Genomic DNA, 17,592 nt, shown 5'->3' with positions numbered 1-17,592 from the left:
CGAATGGATCTGCAGCTGCGAGGTCGCGCCGTTGTCATCACCGGCGCGGCCTCCGGCATCGGCCGGGCTTGCGCCCGCGCGTTCGCCGCGGAGGGCGCCCGGCTCGGGCTGATCGATCGTGACGCCGACGCACTCGCTGAGCTGAGCGGCGGCCTGCGCGCCGAGCTGCAGGCCGAAACGGATGCCGCGGGCCCGACTGGCGCATCCGTTGCCTCGACCGTGTTCACGGTCACTGCCGACGTCGCCGACGAGGCCGCGATGACCGCGGCGGTCGGCCAGATCGCCGCCCACTTCGGCGGCATCGATTCGGTGGTCGGCTGCGCGGGAATCTCCGGGCCGTTCGGGCAGGACCTCAGCGAAATCTCGCTGGCCGACTGGAACGCCGTGCTTGGCGTGAACCTGACCGGCCAGTTTCTGATGGCGCGCGCCGCGCTCGCCCACCTGCGTCGCGCGGAGTCGCCGACGATCGTGTTCATCGCGAGCGACTCGGCGTTCGTCTCGGCGCCCGGCATGGTGCCGTATTGCGCGTCGAAGGGCGCGCTTGTGCAGTTCGGCAAAGCGCTGGCCGTGGACCTCGCCGCCGACGGCATCCGGGTGAACAGCGTCTGCCCGTCGATCGTCGACACCCCCATGTCACGCACAGATCTGGGCCTCGTCGAGCAGGGCTTCGGCGGGGCCGACTACCCGGTGCAAAGCGCCGACGAGGTGGCCCAGCACGCGCTCTACCTGAGTTCGGTGCGCTCGCGCCCTGTCAACGGCACCGCACTCGTTTCGGACTTCGGCTACCTGGCCAAGTCGTCATTTCCCGCCTAGATTCCCGCGCGGTTTTTCCCCGCACCGGTTTCCCGCACCGGTTTCCCCGTACAGGTTTCCCCGTACAGTCAGGACCCGTCTCATGAATTCATACCCCTCGTCGGTCGCCGGCAAAGTTGTTGTCATCACGGGCGGCGGCACCGGAATCGGTGCCGCGATCGCGCGCCGCTACGCCGCCGAGGGCGCGCACGTGGCAGTGCTCGGCCGACGTGCCGAGCCGATCGAGGCCGTCGCCGCCGAGATCGGTGGCTTCGCCGTGGTCGCCGACGCGAGCGAGTCGGCATCCGCTCAGGCCGCAATCTCGGCGGTCGTCGAACGCTTCGGCGCCGTCGACGTGCTCGTAGCCAACGCGGGTGGGTACGGCATGGGTACGGTGCTCGACACCGACGATGCCGCCTGGGCGCTCAGCCTGCAGGCCAACGTGACGAGTGCGTTCGTGATTGCCAGGGAGACCCTGCCGGAGCTCATCAAAACTCGCGGGCAGATCGTGATCGTCTCGTCGCTGGCCGGACTGTTCGCCGGACCCAGCGTCGCCGGTTACACGGTCGGCAAACACGCCCTGATCGGCCTGACTCGCACGCTGGCCCGCGACTACGGCACACAGGGTGTGCGCGTGAATGCGATCTGCCCCGGCTGGGTGCAGACCCCCATGGCGGATGCCGAGATGGACGAGTTCGCTCGTCACGCCGGGTTCGAGGGGCACGAAGCCGGCTACACACTTGTCACGGCGGATGTTCCGCTTGGCCGCCAGGGACAGCCTGAAGAGATCGCTGCTGTCGCCCGGTTCCTCGGCTCGGCGGAATCGTCATACGTGACCGGTGCGGTCATCGTCGCCGACGGCGGCGCGCACATCGTCGACGTGCCGACGCTGGCGCTGGATCACGCCGGGATGTAGCTGCCCGGCGCCGGGCGCCGACTTTCCCCGTTGCGGTCGAGTTCGCCTGGCACGCCTGCGTAACTCGACCGTAACGGCTTAACTCGGCGAAACCTTGGGCTCGCTTCCCTGCTCAAATCGTTGCGCTCTTGATTCGCACGTGCTCAACACTCGGCCATCGAGATGGGGCCAATACTGTTCCGATCCGCGTAGCGCCGTCAACTGCTGCGCAACTACCGAAAGGCCGGCCCCGCGAAACGCGAGGGCCGGCCAGTCGAGCAGAAGCGAAGACGAGAGACTACGCCGCCTCGCCCCCGAGATACGCCCTGTGCAGCAGCTCGGGCGAGTCGAGGAGCGCCTGCGCACCACCCTGATAGCTGACGCGTCCGCTGGCGACGACGAGGGCGTCATCCGCCACCCCCAGCGCCAGGTGCGTGAACTGTTCGACGAGCAGCACACCGACCCCCTGCTCGGCAAAACGCTGCACCAGGGGCAGCAGGCGCATGAACACGACGGGAGCGAGGCCGAGCGACATCTCGTCGATCAGCAGGAACTTCGGCCGTGCCGCGAACGAGCGCGCCAACACCACCATCTGCTGCTCGCCACCCGAGAGCAACGCGGTCGGGCTGTTGCGACGCTTCTCGAGCTCGGGGAACATCGCCAACGCCTCGTCGACCTCTGTCGTGTTGCGCGCGGTCAGACGCAGATTCTCGGCCACCGTGAGCGAGGGGAACACGGCGCGGCCCTGCTCGATGTGGATGACTCCAGCGCGGGCCCTGCCCACCCGTGACACCTTCGCCAGCGGGGTGCCGGCGAGCGTGATGCTGCCTGAGCTCGGCGCGATGACGCCCGAGACCGCCTCGAGCAGACTTGTCTTGCCGGCGCCGTTCGGGCCGACGAGTGCCGTGATGGTGCCGGCGGTGACCGTGAGGCTCACGTTGCTGATCACCGGGCCCGCACCGCGGCTGACTGTCACATCGGTCAGTTCGAGCGTGCTCATATCATCTCCGTTTCGCCCATGTAGGCCTTCAAGACAGCGGGGTCGGCAAGAACATCGTTCTGGTCGCCACTGGCCAGCACCTCACCGAAGTTCAGCACGGTCATTGTCGAACACACCGTGCGCACGAGGTCGAGGTCGTGCTCGATCAGCAGAATCGACATGCCGAACCGGGCCGGTACCTGTAGGAGCCGCTGCGCGAATGCCAGGTGTTCGTCGTGCGACAGGCCGGCGGCCGGCTCGTCGAGCAGCAGGATGCGCGGCTTCGCCACGATCTGTGCCGCGACCTCGACGAGGCGGCGCGTGCCGACATCCACCTGACGCAGGTGCGTTCTGGCGGGCGGGCAGCCGAAGAAGGCGAGCGTCTGCTCGATCTCGGCCAGGCTCACACTGCGACGGGCCACGAAGCGCACGTAGGCCTCGATCGTGAGGCTGGGCGGCACGCGGTCCTGCTGGAACGTGCGACGGATGCCGAGGCGCGCGATCCGCACCGGGGTCTGCCCCGTCACGCTCTCGCCGGCGAGAGTCACGGTGCCGGTGTGCTGGGGGAGGAACCCGGTCAGCGCGTCGATCATTGTCGACTTGCCGGCGCCGTTCGGACCGATCAGGCCCATGATCGAGTTCTCGGCGACGGTGAAGCTCACGTCGGTCAACGCCTTGACCTGGCCGAAACTCACCGAGAGATTACTCACCTCGAGCAGTGGGGCTCCGGTCGACGCGTCAGGTGCAATCGCGGCCGACGGGTGGCCGAGGGCATGCGCGAGCGAACCGTGAGCCAGGGTGCCGGTGCGCTTCTGCACGCGCTTGGCCCAGAGGTTGCGCAGATCCTGGCCCAGGTTCGAGTTCGTGGTCAGCGCCTGAATTCCGAGCAGACCGAAGACGACGAAACCCCAGTCCTGCGGCACGCCGAACTTCTTGAGTAGCTCGGGGATGAGCACCCAGAGGATGCCGCCGAACACGGCCATCTCGATCAGATACGACCCCGCGACGATGGCGAGCACGTAGAGTGCGAGCGACTGCAGCGGCGCGAAGGTCGAGGGTGAGGCGATACCGACCTGCAGGGTGACCAGACCGCCGCTGACGCCGGCGAGGGCGGCGCTGACCGCGAATGCAGTGAGCTTGGTGGTGCGCACGCTCCCGCCGGCGCTGGCCGTGCCGCGTTCCGAGAACGCAACCGAGCGCCATCCGCTGCCCACCCGGCTGTGTTGCAGCGCGTAGACGACAATGCCGCAGGCCACCAAGAACAGCACGGCGAGGAAGAAGAACGAGCGGTCGGTGCTGAAGAGTTCTGGTTTCAGCACCCGCACGTTCGTTGTCGAACCGGGAAACTGGAACTTGGTCAGCGTCAAGTGCATCGCTGCGGCGAAGCCGAGCGTGACGACAGCCAGGTTCACGCCGCGCAGGCGCAGGGCCGGTAGGCCGACGAGAATGCCGACCACCCCGGCCGCGAGGCCTCCGACGACGATCCAGAGCACGCCGTCGCCGGGGGCCTTGATGAAGTTCAGGCCAGAGACCACCCAGGCGCCGATCACGGCAAACGACAGCTGGCAGAGCGCGATCATTCCGGCGCTGCCGGTGACGACGCCGAGGCCGAGCAGCGAGATCGCGGCGACGATGGCGCTCGTGCCGAGAAACACGTAGTAGCCGGGCAGGGCGAGGCTGAGAATCAGCCCGGCCACAATGGCCAGGGTGCCGGCCACGATCGGCATTCCGATTCGAGACGTGGCGAAGGTTTTAGCGTGCAGCATCCCACACCTCCTTGCGCTGAGTCCACAGCAAAAGTCCGACAATAATTAGGAACGGCAAGAAGTAGCGCAGCACCGTGAGCTGGTCGAACTGGGCGAGCGCCCCGTCGAGCATGCCGAGGGTGAGACCACCGATGACGGCCAGGTCGAGGCGGCGGAACCCGCCCACGAGGGCCGCAGCGGCGGCGGGCACGATGATCATTGACAGCGACATGGCGTCATTCGACTGAGTCGGCGCCACGATGCTGACGACAATCGTGCAGATCACGCCGGTCGTCACCCAGACGGCGATGCTGAGCGGCTTCGACGGAATGCCGATGAGTTCGGCCGTGGTGGGGCGCTCCGAGAGGGCGCGCAGACGGATGCCGATGGTTGTCTTGGTCAGCATCAGTTTGGCGGCGATGGCCACGACGATCGACAGGACCACGAGGGTGACGGTCACCTGGCTGATCACGACGTTGCCGAGGGTGAACGCCGGACCGGCCAGCAGCGGTTTGAACGACTGCGGCTTGGTACCGAAGAGAAGGAAGGACAGCGCGATGAGCATGAGCAGCGAACCGACCGTGACGGCGGACCGGTTGTTGATGCTCGACTCAGAGAGCCAGGTCGCGATGATCCAGCCGAGAGCGGCCGAGAGGGCGGCTCCAACAAGCACACCGCCCAGAGTGGCCAGCCAGATCGGCACCCCCAGTCCGGCGAAGGCGACGGCGCTGAACGCGCCGAACATGCCGATGGCGACCTGGGAGAAATTGACGACACGCACGAGGCGTGCCATCAGGGTGAGGCAGACGGCGATGATTGCGTAGAGGCCACCGGCTGCGAGGCCGGCGAGTGCGCCTTGGAGCATGGTCCGCTCCTTTCTGGGTTTCGGGTTCCGCGGTAGCGGTGATGCGAGGTGAACCGCCGCGGCGGCGACTGCCAGTAGGACAGCCGCCGCCGGGACGTCAGAGCTGTTCCGGTGCGGGCCCGCTCGGTATCGGGCTACTCGGGAATGATGATCCATTCCTTGGCGGCCAGCTCCCAGGCGCCGGTGCCGCTCGTGAGCGTGATCGGCCAGCCGCCACGGCTCGAGTTGTGACGATCGGCCGTGCCGAAGACGTACGGCGTTCCGACCATCGGGTTCTCGATCGGGGCCATGGTGTGCAGGGCCTCGTTGACGGATTCGCGGGTGATGTCACCCGTGATGCCCTTGAGCACCTCGACGAAGTAGGTGGCTGCAAGGTAGCCGCCCTGACCGAACGAGGTCAGCGGAATCTTGTTCGCTTCCATCAGAGCACGCCAGTCCGTGTTGGCCTCGGTGTCGGCGTTCGTGTACGGAGCGAACTCGGCCGGAACGTAGACGCCGGCACCGGTTGCACCGGCGGCCTTGGCGAAGCTCTCGCTGTAGGTGCTGGTGAGGTAGAGGAACGTGACGTCATCCCACCCCTGAGCTTCGGCAGCTTTCAGCTGGCCGATCGCATCAGGCTCGACGGCGTTGCTGTAGACAGCGTCGCAGCCGGCTTGCTTGGCCTTGACGATGTACGGCGTGTAGTCGCTTCCGCCGTAGGGAACGCTGTCATCGGTGTAGTGCATCTTCTGGCCGGTGGCGGCAGTCCAGTTTTCGATGGCCTCCGCGTAGGCGGGGCCGGTCGATCCGACGATCTCGAGCAGGGCACAGATCTTCTTGAGGCCGAGCACCTCTGAACCGTAGGTCAAAGTCATCTGGGTGTCGAGGAACGGGCCGACGTTGACCGGTGAGACGGCGGGGCTGTCGAAGCACACCTGGTCGACGCCCGTGCCCTGAATCGACAGGATGCCCTGCTGCTCGTAGTAGGCCGCGTTGACCTCGCAGTCGAGCAGGCTGGCCGAGCCGACGAGTGCGACGGCGTTGTCGCTTTCGACGACCTCACGGGCTGCGGCGCTCGCGGTGGCCGGGTCGGCCTTGTCATCGAGCACCTTGTACTCGATCATGCGGCCGTTGATGCCGCCCTCTTTGTTGACGCGGTCGAACACGGACTTCGCCGCAGCGGATGCTTCGGGGAACGTGGCCGGGCCGCTCAACGCATTGACGGAGCCGACGACGATCGCGTCGGCGGTTCCGCCGGCGCTGTCCCCGGAGCATCCGCTCAGAATCAAGACGCTCGCAGCTGCGAGTGCCGTTGCTGTGTAGATAAGTTTCTTCATGCGCTTCCCTGTCTGATGGGTTGCACGACGACCTCTTCGTCGTGGCACCGTGCCCTCGATCGGGCGAAAATCGGTGTCTGGATTTACAGAGCCTATGAGCGGCGTCATGGCCCGAATTGTTTACTTCGGCACAGCTCTTGTGTCTGGGGGCAGCGGATGCGGCTGCGCGGGTTGAGCGCAGTTGCGCGCGGTGAAATCAACCCGAGCAACTGCGTTCGACCCGCGCGGCACCCAGCGCGGGTTAGACGGGCTGCGCGTCGGGGTAGGCGACCGAGCCGATCGGGTAGATGTGACCGCCCGCCCGCGAGTGCTCTGATTCGCCGGACCCGTTCAGGCCGAGGAAGATCCCCGTGGTGCGCAGGTCGTAGCCGAGGTCGTGCAGCCAGACGCTGGCCACGGCGATGCGGAACTCGCGGAAACAGAACAGGTACAGTCCGTCGTCGAACTTCCAGACGGTCGAAAGGTCCATGTCGCCGTGCCCGCGTTGCACCCCCTCGAGGCATTGCCAGGCGTAACGCTGGCTTGAGACGTAGATGTGCTCGTACAGGTGCTCGGGGCTGTACCGGTAGAGGTTGCGTTTGCCGATCAGGTCGCGTGACGGGCCGGGCTCCGACCCTGAAACGCTCTGGCCATCGATCGTGCCCGCCCAGAACGTCTGCTTCACGCGCGGTGTGCCAGAGGAGTCCTGCTCGCCGATCACCGAGTGCACGACGCTCACGCGCTGGGTGGCTGTCGAGTAGACGAGAGTGAGGGCTTCACCTTCGATGCTGGTGAGCGGCAGATTGACGAAGACCACCGAATCGCGCACGGCAACAGCGTCGTAGGGGTCGCGTGTTCCAGTCGCGGTGGTGATCGCGCCGGCGGCGCTCCAGGTCACGGCATCCGTGCCGAAGGCGAAGTCGAGCGTCGTGCCGTCACTGAGCGTGACGCCGAGGCGCGTACCGGCCAGGGCAAGATTCGGCAGTCGGAACGTGTCGATGCCGGCGGCGAACTCGTCGTAGGTGCGCCATTCCTCGTCGTCGGTGGTTGCGGGGGTCAGGGGGGCGTCGGTCATAGCAATCGGTCCTTTGAAAAAAAGTGATGAGAGGGGGAAAGGAGAGGAAAAGCGGGAGGGGCTGAATCCCTGTCAGGCGGAGGGCGGATTCGTGCCTCAGCGCAGCGAATAGCCGCCATCGATGAGCAGGTCGGTGCCGGCCAGCCATTGCTCGTGCAAGCTGACATCGCCGTCGAGAAATGGGGTCGCGACGAAGCCGGGCGAGAGCGTGTTCACGCGCACACCGCGGCCGCCCCATTCGGCGGCCAACAAACGCACCAGTGCGGTGACTCCGGCTTTCGCTGTGTTGTAGTGCACGGTGCGCTGCGGCACATTGACCACCCGAGTGCCTGACATCGAGGCGATCGCGACGATGCTTCCACTGCCCGCGGTGAGCATGGGCTTCGCGAAGGCCTGGATGCTGAGGAATACGCCGCGCAGAATCACCGCAAGCACGTCGTCGAATTCGACGGGGTCGAGGTCTTCGGCTGGAGTGTCCGAGCCGCGGATGCCGGCGTTCGCGACCACATGATCGATCCGGCCGTCGGTGGCGGCGAGCACGTTAGCGGCGGCAGCCCGCACCGAGTCGACGGTGCGCACATCGCAGTGTACGTACTCGCCGATACGGCCCGGGGCGACATCGAGCCCGAAGACCCGGGCGCCCTCGCACTGCAGGGTTTCGGCGATGCCGCGGCCAATCCTGCTCGTGGTGCCGGTCACCACGGCCACGCGGCCGCGGAATCGTTGGGACGTGCTCATGCTGATGCTCCTGTCGGGGCTGCGGGCGAGGGGCGGGGGAGTGTGGGGTCGAGTACGACCTTCAGCACCTCGCCCTCGCGGCGGCTGATCGTGTCGAATGCCTCGGAAACGTCGTCGAGGGCGAACCGATGCGTGACGGGGTCGGCGAACGGGAAGTCGCCGCGCGTGGCAGCGCGATCGCCGATGCGGGCGACTTCGCCGACGAACTCATGGCCGGGCACGAGTGGGAACGGATGTCATGGGTGGCTCTCGGCTCTGGCCCCGGCGACGGTGCAGGGGGTAGAGCCATCGTGCTGAAGCGCTCTGGCCTGATCAAGCGCGCGCGACCGTTTGTTCCCGGCCCGTCAATCCACCTGCTCAGTGCGACAAGAGGGCATCCGTCTCACCGTCGTTCGAGAACCTCTACCGTCGCAACCCCGCGAGACGGGAGTCGTTGTCGTTGTGAGTGCGTTATGACGACAACAACTCCGGTCTCGAGGGAAAGGACAGGCGAGACTCAACACGCGACACCAATCAGGCGAAGGGCGTCAGCCGAGGCTCTGGCTGCGCAACTCGCGCGGCGCCATTCCGTAGGCCGCCTTGAACACGCGGCTGAAGTGCGCGGCATCGACGAAGCCCCAGCGGGCTGCGATCGCGGCGACCTGGTGGTCGGCGAAGACCGGGTTGATCAGGTCGCGGCGGCAGCGTTCGAGACGACGGGTGCGAATCCAGGTCGACACCGTCGTGCCCTGCTCCTGAAAGATTCCGTGCAGGTGACGCGTCGAGATGAAATGCGCCGCCGCGATCTGACTGGGACCGAGGTCGGTCGACGCGAGGTTGGCATCGATGTAGCTGCGCACGCGTTGCATGAGGGCCTGGTGCGGCGAGCCACCGCCCTTTTCCAAATCGAGCTCGTTCGCAAAGAGAGTTGTGACGAGGTCGAGGGCGCTGTGTGCCAAACGCACTCCGGTGCTGCCGGTGAGCTGATCGAGGTTGCCGACAAGCTGGGCGAGGAACGGCACGATCATGCTGCCGACACCCTCGCGGCCCGACATCCGCACGGCGGTGAGCTGGCCGACGACATCAGACGGCAGGTTGATCAGGTGCTTCGGGAACATGACGACCATGGTCTTGAACCGTTCGTCAAAGACGAGAGTGTACGGCCGGTCGGTGTCGTAGACAGCCAGGTCGCCCGGCTGCAACACCGCCTCGCGGTTGTCTTGAATGAGCAGGCCAGAACCCGAGAGCAACAGGCTGAGCTTGAAGTAGTGGCGTGTGCTGCGTGCGATGAGTTCGGGAGTGCGCTCGACCATGTGATCGCTGGCGCTGACTTCGCTCACGTGAATCTCGTCGACGAAGGCCGAACGAATCTTGCCGAAGAATGGTTCCGGATGCTCACTCGTCACGTGCAGGGGAACAAACGACTCCGAGACCGCGGTGCGAAATTCGCTGAAATTGCGCGCGATGGCCGTCGTGACATGGTTGGCCGGCACTGCAGCGGCGGCCATTCGCGGGGACGCGGCGCGACGGGACACGGCTTGCGGGACATCGGGAGCGATGCTCACGGGGACCACCTCGACTCTCTGCGAACGCGACGACACTGTATACGATCCGTAATCTTGGATGCTATCAGGTGGCGCGCGCCCCGGGAGTCAGGTGCGCAGATGGGCGGCTGGGCGGGGCACGCCTCCGCACCATAACCGTGGATAGTCCCCGGTAAAAAGTCTTTGACGACCCCCCGGGGGCCACACGTAACGTGGATCAATCATCGTTTCGCCTCGGAGTCGATGATGACAAAGGAGTCTTGGATGTCTGCAGTTCTGGTCGACCGCCCGCCGGTCAAGTCCGCCACGGATCTTCGACGGGTGGCTCTGGCCACTGTGATCGGCACGACAATCGAGTGGTACGACTTCTTCCTGTATGCCAGTGCCGCGGGCTTGGTTTTCGCGAATCTCTTCTTCGAGCCGGCGGGCGCCCAAATCGGCCTCATGCTCGCGTTCGCGTCAGTCGGCGTGAGCTTTCTGTTCCGCCCGTTCGGCGCATTCCTGGCCGGTCACTTCGGAGACCGCTTCGGTCGCCGGGCCGTGCTGGCCACAACCCTCATCTTGATGGGCGCGTCGACGATGCTCATCGGTCTGCTTCCCGGCTACGCCCAGATCGGTGTCGCGGCTCCCGTGCTGCTTCTGCTTCTGCGCATCCTGCAGGGAATCTCGACCGGCGGTGAGTGGGGCGGTGCCGTGCTCATGGCCGTTGAGCATGCGCCCGAGGGCAAGCGGGGCCGTTACGGCGCGTTCCCACAGATCGGTGTGCCCATCGGCCTGCTGTTGGCCTCCGGAATCCTCGCCCTGATGACCGGCGTGATTGCTCCCGGTGAGGCGTTCCTCGAGTGGGGCTGGCGTGTGCCGTTCTTGCTCAGTTTCGTGCTCGTGATCGTCGGCTTCGTGGTGCGCCGCAGCGTCGAAGAGAGCCCGGTCTTCGAAGAGATCGCCGCCCGCAAGCAGCAGACCAAGATGCCGATCGTCGTGCTGTTCCGCAAGCACTGGCTGCTGGTGCTTCTCGCCGCGCTCACGTTCGCCGGCAACAACGCAGCCGGTTACATGACCACCGGTGGCTACATTCAGAACTACGCCACGAACCCTGATGGCCTGGTCGGCATGGAGCGTACGCCCGTGCTGCTGGCCGTCGCCGGCTCGGCGGTGGTCTGGCTGATCATGACCTGGACCGCCGGCGGCGTCTCCGACAGGATCGGCCGCCGCAACACGTACATCATCGGCTGGTGCGTGCAGCTCGTGACGGTCTTCATGCTCTTCCCGCTCGTGAACACCGGAAACGTCTGGTTGCTTTTTCTCGGGCTGTCGCTGTTCACCATCGGAAACGGCTTCACCTACGGCCAGCAGGCGGCGTTCTTCGCCGAGTTGTTCCCGGCCTCGATCCGGTTCTCGGGAGTTTCGATCACCTACGCGCTCGGTGCGATCCTCGGTGGGGCTTTCGCTCCGCTGATCGCCACCTGGCTGGTGGCCCAGACGGGCACCGCCGTATCGGTCGCCGTCTACATCGCCATCCTCTCGGTGATCGCGTTCGGTGCGACGCTGCTGCTGCGGGACCGCACGGGCATCCCGCTCGGCCCTGACCACGAGGCTGAGCAGGCTCGCGGGCAGATCTACGGCATGAAGCGCTAGCTCTCTCGCTTCAACTCAGAGCCGTTACTGTGCGTTGCGTCGTGTGCGACGGCGCAGCCACAGCACGGCCGAGAACCCGGCGAATCCCAGCCACAGCACCGCGGCGATAGTGCCCCAGATGCTGTGGGTGAAACCCGCCAGCGCAGCCCACAGGCTGTGGGGCTGTGCGGCGGGTGCGACGGATGCCTCGTGGCTCGCGACAGTCTCTTCCCACTGGGCGTAGAGTGCCGCGGGCACGACGGTCGTCGCTTCGGGCTGCCAGACCGTGCCACCGGTCGGCTCGTCGAACCAGCCGACGAAGCTGAAGCCGGCGCGCGTCGGCGCGGCTGGTGCCTCGGCGAGGTCCTCGAGATTCACGGTGAGGGTCGTCGGAGTGTCACCGTTTTGGTTGCGGAACGTCACCGCGTACGCGACGGGCGCGGCAGCTGCGGCAGTCGGCGCGGCATCCGTGACCGAGTACACCGCAAACGGCACCGCAAGACTGTCGAACGACCAGTGGGCGTAGAGCGTGACGGGGGCGGTGATACCGGTTCCAAAGCTCCAGGCCATTCCGCCGAAGGGCTGGTCAAACCACCCGATGAAGCTATAGCCCGCGCGGGTCGGCGCGGTCGGTTCGGCGGCGGGGGAGTCGACGTCGAAGCTCTGGTCGGACGCGATGGTGCCATTTTGGCTGTCGAACGTGACCGCGTGGGCGACTCGTGCCCATTGGGCGTAGAGCGTGGTCGGACCGGTGATCGCCGTGTCGAAGTCCCACCAGAGACCGCAGTTCGAGCTATCGGCCCACCCGACGAAGCTGAAGTCGGCCCGGCTAGGCACGGGAGGGATCGGCACAGGCGAGCCGTATGCCACATTCGCCACGGTGGATTCATCGTCGTGTTGCGCGTCGAAGGTGACCGGGAAGCTCACGGGCGCCCACTGCGCGTACAGCGTCATCGCGCCGGTGACGCCGTCGGCGAAGTCCCAAGCGGATCCGCCGGATGCCTGATCAAACCAGCCCAGGAACGTGTGATTGGGGCGGGTCGGTGCCAGCGGCTGGAGCGCGGGCGAGGCATAGTCGAGGGTCTGTGTGGCAGGGGTCTGCCCGTTTCGGGCGTCGAACGTGACCGCGTAGCTGTTCAATGACCACATTGCAGAGAGGGAAACGGGGCCGGTGATGCCGGTCGTGAAATTCCACGCGGTCCCACCGGATGCAGCATCGAACCAGCCGAGGAACGTGTAGCCGGCTCGAACCGGGTCGGCGGGCGCGATGGAGGGCGAGCCATGCTGCACGGTAGTGGCCGTGCTGGCGTCGCCATTATGACTATCGAACGTGACCGGATAGGTCAGCGGGGACCAGCGGGCATACAACGTGGTCTGCCGGATGACGCCGGCGCTAAAATCCCAGAGGGGGCCGCTCATCGGCCACTCTGACCAGCCGAGCAAGGTATTTCCCGGCCGGAGCGGGGCGGGGGGTTCAGTGGCGGGAGAGCCATGATCGGCCGTCTGCGAGAACGACGTTTCGCTGCCCCACCACGGCTCGAACGTCACCACGTGGGTCGCAATCTGCCACTGCGCGTAGAGGGTGACCGGTTGCGTGATCGGAGTTGCGAAGTTCCATTCGGTTCCCCCGGATTCCGCATCAAACCAACCGAGGAACGCGTGGTTGGCGCGGATCGGAGTGCTCGGCTCGACGGCGGATGCGCCGTAGTCCAGGGTCTGAGTGGCTGGAACGCCGCTGTTTCGAGAATCAAAGGTCACGACATGGGTCGTGATCTCCCATTGGGCAAAGAGATCGGTGGGTTGGCTGATCACCGTGGAGGTATCCCAGGGAGCTCCACTTATCGGGGTCGTCGACCAACCGACGGGGGAGAATCCCTGGCGCGTCAGAGTGGTGACGGATTCCGGTAGCGCCGCAGCATCCATGCTCGCTGCGTACACTTCGACGATCTTGCCGGCCGCCACCCCATCGTTGGCGAAGAAGGAGAACGGGGATACCGCCCCTGTGACCGATGCTGTGAGGCTATTCGTGTTCCGAATCGTGCCCGCATTGTCGATTACGCCCGCACCCGCGACAACGCCCGTGTTATCGAACACGCCCTGATTCTCGATGAGTCCGGAATGCGTCAGCGCGGCCCTGTTCTCGATGGTGCCCGTGTTGGTGATCACCTGGCCCGGTTGCGTGGACCATCGGTTGCTCATAATGATTCGGCCTGCCGAATTCATGGAACCAAAAGGATGCGCGCCACCGACTTCATCCCATCCTCGACCGAACGCGATGTAGGACGGCGCCACCGTGATCGCTGTCACTGTGGCATCCGCGCCGATCGTGAGGTCGGCGCCGGGCGTCATCGTGATGCCGCCGATTGCTGCACCATAATTGGAGCCCGTCGCACGGACGGTTCCGGCTGCGATGGTGATCGCCAAGGGGACAGGAGTGTTTCCGCTCCCGATTCCTGCGGCAAACGCGCCGGCAATGGCGTCGACCACTCCGCCGAGGATCGACACCGTACCGCCGGACGTTTGCTGCGAGCCGCCGAGGCCGGCGCCGCCATATCCACCGGTTGCGGTGATGGTGCCGCCGGCGATGATGATCGTCGGGTCATTTCCGTATTCCCCGGCCCCGATGCCCGCGCCGCCCTGGCCGCCCTGTGCAGTGACCTGCCCGCCGCGGATCTCAACTGTGCCGCCGGTCCCGTATGGTCCCCCTTCCCCATGCCCGCCCGCACCGATTCCAGCGGCACCGGGGACCCCGGCCTGGCCGGGGGCAAAGGCATCGATGGTTCCACCGAGAATGCGGATCGTCCCCGGGCTCGGGGTGAACATTGATCCACCGATTCCGGCTGATCCGTGGCTGCCGCGGGTCGTGAGCTTTCCTGGGCCGTCGACGATGAACTCTGAGGTCGCCCCGACCTCGATGCCGGCCTTTTGGTAGTCACCCGTGACAGTCAGCTCATGGCCGTTCAATTCGAGACTGACCGTTGCTCCCGCCGGAACGAGAAGCCCGGCACCGGCGATGTCTGCGCCCAGGTGAATCACGTTGTCGGGGCCGGATGCCGCGTTGAACGCGGCCTGGATCTCGGCCCAGTCGCCGACCGTCGTGGTCGCCGCCGAGGCGGGGGCCGAGGGAAGCACGATGGTGCCAGCGGTGATGATGAGCGTGGTCAGAAGTGCCGAGACGAGAGAAGGCCGCAAGCTGGAGCCGGGAGCCACGTCTGCTCGATGGGGTCGAGTGGGGGCAGAAGGAAGCATGGAACTCCAGAGCAGAGGCGAAGCTTCAATGCTACGTGACGTTCAGGAAATTCTGTGACTCAACGAGGGGGCGAATTTCAGGATTCTCGACCGGTCATTTCAGAGCGGCGTTCTTCTGCGCGCGCCGGCCAGGGCACGTCACGCGCGCAGTCGACGACGGCCTGCGCTCGCGGAGTCAGCGTCACGTCCTCGGGCCAGACCAGATAGACCCCGACGAGCGGTGCGGCGGGCGAGATCGGCAGAGAAACAACGGGCCGGCCCTCGTAGCTAAACGGTTGCGCCGGACGCTGAACGAGCACGCTCCAGCCCTGCCCCCGCGCGACGAGCGCCCGCACCATCTCGTAACTTGAGGTGCGGTGCGCCACCTCGGGGTGCAGGCCGCGGGCCTCGAGCAGCCCGAGCGTGTACTCCCGGCTCGGTGCGGCGTCGAAGAGCACGAATGGCTCGTCGATGAGGTCGGCCAGGTCGACGCCGGCTTCGGCCGGGGCATCCGTGCCTGGCGCGTCGGCCGGGGCATCCACACCTGTCGGCGGACAGAGACGATGCCCGGCGGGGAGCAGCACATGCAGGCGCACCTCATAGAGCAGCACGCGGTTCAGCCCACCCGGCAGGTGCATGTCGTAGACGACGGCCAGGTCGATGTCGCCGTCGAACAGCCCGCGCAGCAGGCCGTCTTGGGCAGACTCGACGAGCGTGAAGGTGAGGCCCGGGTGCACCGCACTTGTGGCCTCGAGAAGTGCGGGCACCACGGTGGGGGCGAGTGTGACGTAGCAGCCGAGCGTGATTGGGCCCCGCAGCTCACCCGCGGGGGAGCCGTGCGTGTGCCGAATCTCATCGGCGGCACGCAACACCCGGCGAGCCTTGTCGAGAACGTCCACGCCGTTCGGAGTGAGAGTCACACCGTGGGCTTTGCGGCGGATGCAGAGTTGCATGCCGACGCTGGCCTCGAGATCGGTCAGGGCCGCCGAGAGAGCGGACGCCGACACGTGCAGCCGGGCCGCGGCATCCGAAATGCTGCCGGCCTCGGCGATGCCGACGAAGTAGGCGAGTTGGCGCAGGGTGAAGTCGGCCACGGCTAGCCCAGTTCGGAAACGATCGCGGCGGCCGCTGTGTGCAGGCGTGCGGCAATCTGCTCGGCGCTCGCCGCGGCACCGACGTACACCACGGCCAGCGCCGCCGGTGCCTGGCCAGCCGGACGCAACGGGACGGCGACCGAGGAGAGCCCGGGAATGACCTCGTCGTGACTCGTAGCGAAACCGCTCTCCCGCACTACGGCGAGCGTGTCTGCGAGTGTGGGCCCGTCCGCTGAGTCATTCGATGCGGTTCCGGGGGCTAGGGCGGCACGCTCGGCCGGGGAGAGTGATGCCTGGATTGCATGGCCGGGTGCGCCGCGCTCAAGCGCGTGCCGAGTGCCGGGGCGTTGCGCGACGCTCACGTGGGCGTGCCGCGGTTCGACGCTGACCAGGGTGATCACTTCGCCGCGATCGAGCACGGCAATAAACACCGTCATCGCCAGGTCGTTGGCAACGGAGGTCAGCTCGGGCAGGGCCGCAGACTGCAGATCACGCGAGACGCCGCGGGCCAGTGCGGCCATGCGCGGGCCGAGCGCGATACGACCGGATTCGCCGCGCACGACGAGTCCGTGATCCTCGAGCGTGCGCAGAATTCGATAGGCGATCGAACGGTGCACGCCGAGGGCATCGGCCAGTTCGGCGATGGTGAGTGGTGCCGGCGCCTCCGCGAGAACTTCCAGCGCACGGATGCCACGCGACAGCGTCTGCGAGCCGGCCGCTGCCTGCGGTGAGTGGCCGGGGGCATCCGTCGTGGTGGTCATCGTCTCATTCTGTCACTGCGTGTGGCGATGTTCGGAGTGAGCGCGAGCGGAGCCCTCTCGCTGTGAGCCGTCTGCGTCGTGGGTCCTGCCTCGGCAGAGTGTTCGCGCCTGCACCGAGGGAGCGCGCTGTGAGTCAAGGAGCTCGCCGCTTCACTGAATACGGTGTGAAACATGGAATCGTTCTGGCCGCTCCTCTGCCTCGCGTTGGCTCTCGGCGGCACCGGCCTGTCGATGATCTGCGCGCTCGCCGCGCTGCGTGGACCGACTCCGCGGCCGCTCGCGGTTGTCGGCGCGGCGGTCATGGTGGTGTCGACGGTCGATATGGTTCTGCCGGGGGTATCCCTGCTGCCCGCGCTCGGCTGGGCTGCGGTGCTGCTCGGCACAGTGCTGGTGAGCGTGCTCGTGTCCTTTCGCGTTCGGCAGGAGGGCGGCGGTCGGCTGGCTACCGCTCAACACTCCGCCGGGCTGCTGCTCATGGTGGTGATGTGGCTGGCGATGGTGCCGACGTCGCTGCCGACGCGGGCGTTAGCGGGTCTCGCACAGGCGGCCACGTCGACGGATGCCGGCCATGCTGCGCACCTGGCATACGTCGGCGGGGGAGCGGTGCCGCTGGGCTGGGGGATGCTGGCGGCATCCGTCGCCTTAATTCTTGTGGCCGTCCGTGCTGCCCCGCGGATTCGTGTGGCCGTTCATCGGAGCCCGCGCGCCGCGCGGAGTTCGACCCGCCCGTCGAATGTGGTCCAGCGCCTCGGCCACGACACACACGGGGCAGGCCGGTCGTCGATCGCACGCCGACTCGGGGCCCTGCAGCACGCGAGCATGGCGTGGGCGATGGGAGCGATGACGGCCGGAATGGTCGTTCCGGGCCTGCAGGTGCCGGGGATCGTTGGCTGAGCGTGCCCCGGGAGAATCCGCTGAAAAGGGCGCGGTATCCGCACTGTCTTAGCTAGGATCTGAGGGTTGAGATCAAATCGTATACGAAAGAGGT

15 protein-coding genes are annotated in these 17,592 nt (G+C 66.5%); 4 read left to right on the top strand and 11 right to left on the bottom strand.

Features of this window, described 5'->3' with window-relative positions; translation table 11 throughout:
- Positions 1–3 precede the first annotated feature (3 nt).
- The gene (locus tag HNR05_RS10610; protein WP_179578984.1) at positions 4–813 is read left to right on the top strand and encodes an SDR family NAD(P)-dependent oxidoreductase; all 810 of its coding nucleotides are present in this window, start codon (positions 4–6) and stop codon (positions 811–813) included.
- An 82-nt stretch (positions 814–895) separates the two neighbouring features.
- On the top strand, positions 896–1,708 hold the full coding sequence (locus HNR05_RS10605; protein ID WP_179578983.1) for an SDR family NAD(P)-dependent oxidoreductase: 813 nt from the start codon (positions 896–898) through the stop codon (positions 1,706–1,708).
- Between the two features lie 277 nt (positions 1,709–1,985).
- On the opposite strand, the gene HNR05_RS10600 is transcribed toward HNR05_RS10605, so the two are convergent.
- The 8 genes from HNR05_RS10600 to HNR05_RS10565 form a co-directional block, all read right to left on the bottom strand.
- The gene (locus HNR05_RS10600) at positions 1,986–2,687 is read right to left on the bottom strand and encodes an ABC transporter ATP-binding protein (protein ID WP_179578982.1); all 702 of its coding nucleotides are present in this window, start codon (positions 2,685–2,687) and stop codon (positions 1,986–1,988) included.
- On the bottom strand, positions 2,684–4,432 hold the full coding sequence (locus HNR05_RS10595; RefSeq protein WP_179578981.1) for a branched-chain amino acid ABC transporter ATP-binding protein/permease: 1,749 nt from the start codon (positions 4,430–4,432) through the stop codon (positions 2,684–2,686). Before HNR05_RS10595 ends, HNR05_RS10600 begins: the two co-directional genes overlap by 4 nt.
- The gene (locus HNR05_RS10590; protein ID WP_179578980.1) at positions 4,419–5,276 is read right to left on the bottom strand and encodes a branched-chain amino acid ABC transporter permease; all 858 of its coding nucleotides are present in this window, start codon (positions 5,274–5,276) and stop codon (positions 4,419–4,421) included. Before HNR05_RS10590 ends, HNR05_RS10595 begins: the two co-directional genes overlap by 14 nt.
- Positions 5,277–5,410: 134 nt before the next feature.
- Positions 5,411–6,592 (bottom strand): ABC transporter substrate-binding protein, encoded by a 1,182-nt coding sequence (locus tag HNR05_RS10585; RefSeq protein ID WP_179578979.1) that lies wholly within the window; start codon positions 6,590–6,592, stop codon positions 5,411–5,413.
- A 241-nt stretch (positions 6,593–6,833) separates the two neighbouring features.
- Complete coding sequence (locus HNR05_RS10580; RefSeq protein WP_179578978.1) at positions 6,834–7,646, bottom strand: MoaF C-terminal domain-containing protein; 813 nt, start codon at positions 7,644–7,646, stop codon at positions 6,834–6,836.
- 96 nt (positions 7,647–7,742) lie between these two features.
- A complete protein-coding gene (locus HNR05_RS10575) occupies positions 7,743–8,384 on the bottom strand; it encodes an SDR family NAD(P)-dependent oxidoreductase (RefSeq protein WP_179578977.1) in 642 nt (213 codons plus the stop codon).
- Positions 8,381–8,605, bottom strand: a complete 225-nt coding sequence (locus tag HNR05_RS10570) for a hypothetical protein (protein ID WP_179578976.1) — start codon at positions 8,603–8,605, stop codon at positions 8,381–8,383. The genes HNR05_RS10575 and HNR05_RS10570 overlap by 4 nt, the downstream gene beginning before the upstream one ends.
- Positions 8,606–8,911: 306 nt before the next feature.
- Complete coding sequence (locus HNR05_RS10565) at positions 8,912–9,871, bottom strand: AraC-like ligand-binding domain-containing protein (RefSeq protein ID WP_179580822.1); 960 nt, start codon at positions 9,869–9,871, stop codon at positions 8,912–8,914.
- Positions 9,872–10,171: 300 nt separating this feature from the next.
- On the opposite strand from HNR05_RS10565, the gene HNR05_RS10560 reads away from it, so the two are divergent.
- On the top strand, positions 10,172–11,542 hold the full coding sequence (locus HNR05_RS10560; protein WP_179578975.1) for an MFS transporter: 1,371 nt from the start codon (positions 10,172–10,174) through the stop codon (positions 11,540–11,542).
- Between the two features lie 24 nt (positions 11,543–11,566).
- Here HNR05_RS10560 and HNR05_RS17960 read toward each other — a convergent pair whose 3' ends face one another.
- The 3 genes from HNR05_RS17960 to HNR05_RS10545 all read right to left on the bottom strand — a co-directional run bounded on the left by HNR05_RS17960 (position 11,567) and on the right by HNR05_RS10545 (position 16,604).
- Positions 11,567–14,731 carry an InlB B-repeat-containing protein gene (locus HNR05_RS17960; RefSeq protein WP_179578974.1) on the bottom strand — a complete coding sequence of 1,055 codons (3,165 nt, stop codon included), beginning with the start codon at positions 14,729–14,731 and terminating at the stop codon, positions 11,567–11,569.
- A 116-nt stretch (positions 14,732–14,847) separates the two neighbouring features.
- The gene (locus HNR05_RS10550; protein WP_343062550.1) at positions 14,848–15,843 is read right to left on the bottom strand and encodes a LysR substrate-binding domain-containing protein; all 996 of its coding nucleotides are present in this window, start codon (positions 15,841–15,843) and stop codon (positions 14,848–14,850) included.
- 2 nt (positions 15,844–15,845) lie between these two features.
- On the bottom strand, positions 15,846–16,604 hold the full coding sequence (locus tag HNR05_RS10545; protein ID WP_179578973.1) for an IclR family transcriptional regulator: 759 nt from the start codon (positions 16,602–16,604) through the stop codon (positions 15,846–15,848).
- Positions 16,605–16,775: 171 nt separating this feature from the next.
- Here HNR05_RS10545 and HNR05_RS10540 point away from each other — a divergent pair, with 171 nt between their 5' ends.
- Positions 16,776–17,498, top strand: coding sequence for a hypothetical protein (locus HNR05_RS10540; protein ID WP_179578972.1), 723 nt, complete (start codon positions 16,776–16,778; stop codon positions 17,496–17,498).
- Positions 17,499–17,592: the final 94 nt, after the last annotated feature.

It is taken from the genome of Leifsonia psychrotolerans (assembly GCF_013410665.1).
Classification (GTDB): Bacteria; Actinomycetota; Actinomycetes; order Actinomycetales; family Microbacteriaceae; genus Cryobacterium; species Cryobacterium psychrotolerans_A.
The sequence above is the reverse complement of the archived record's forward strand: the minus strand, read 5'-3'. Positions and strand labels throughout refer to the sequence as shown.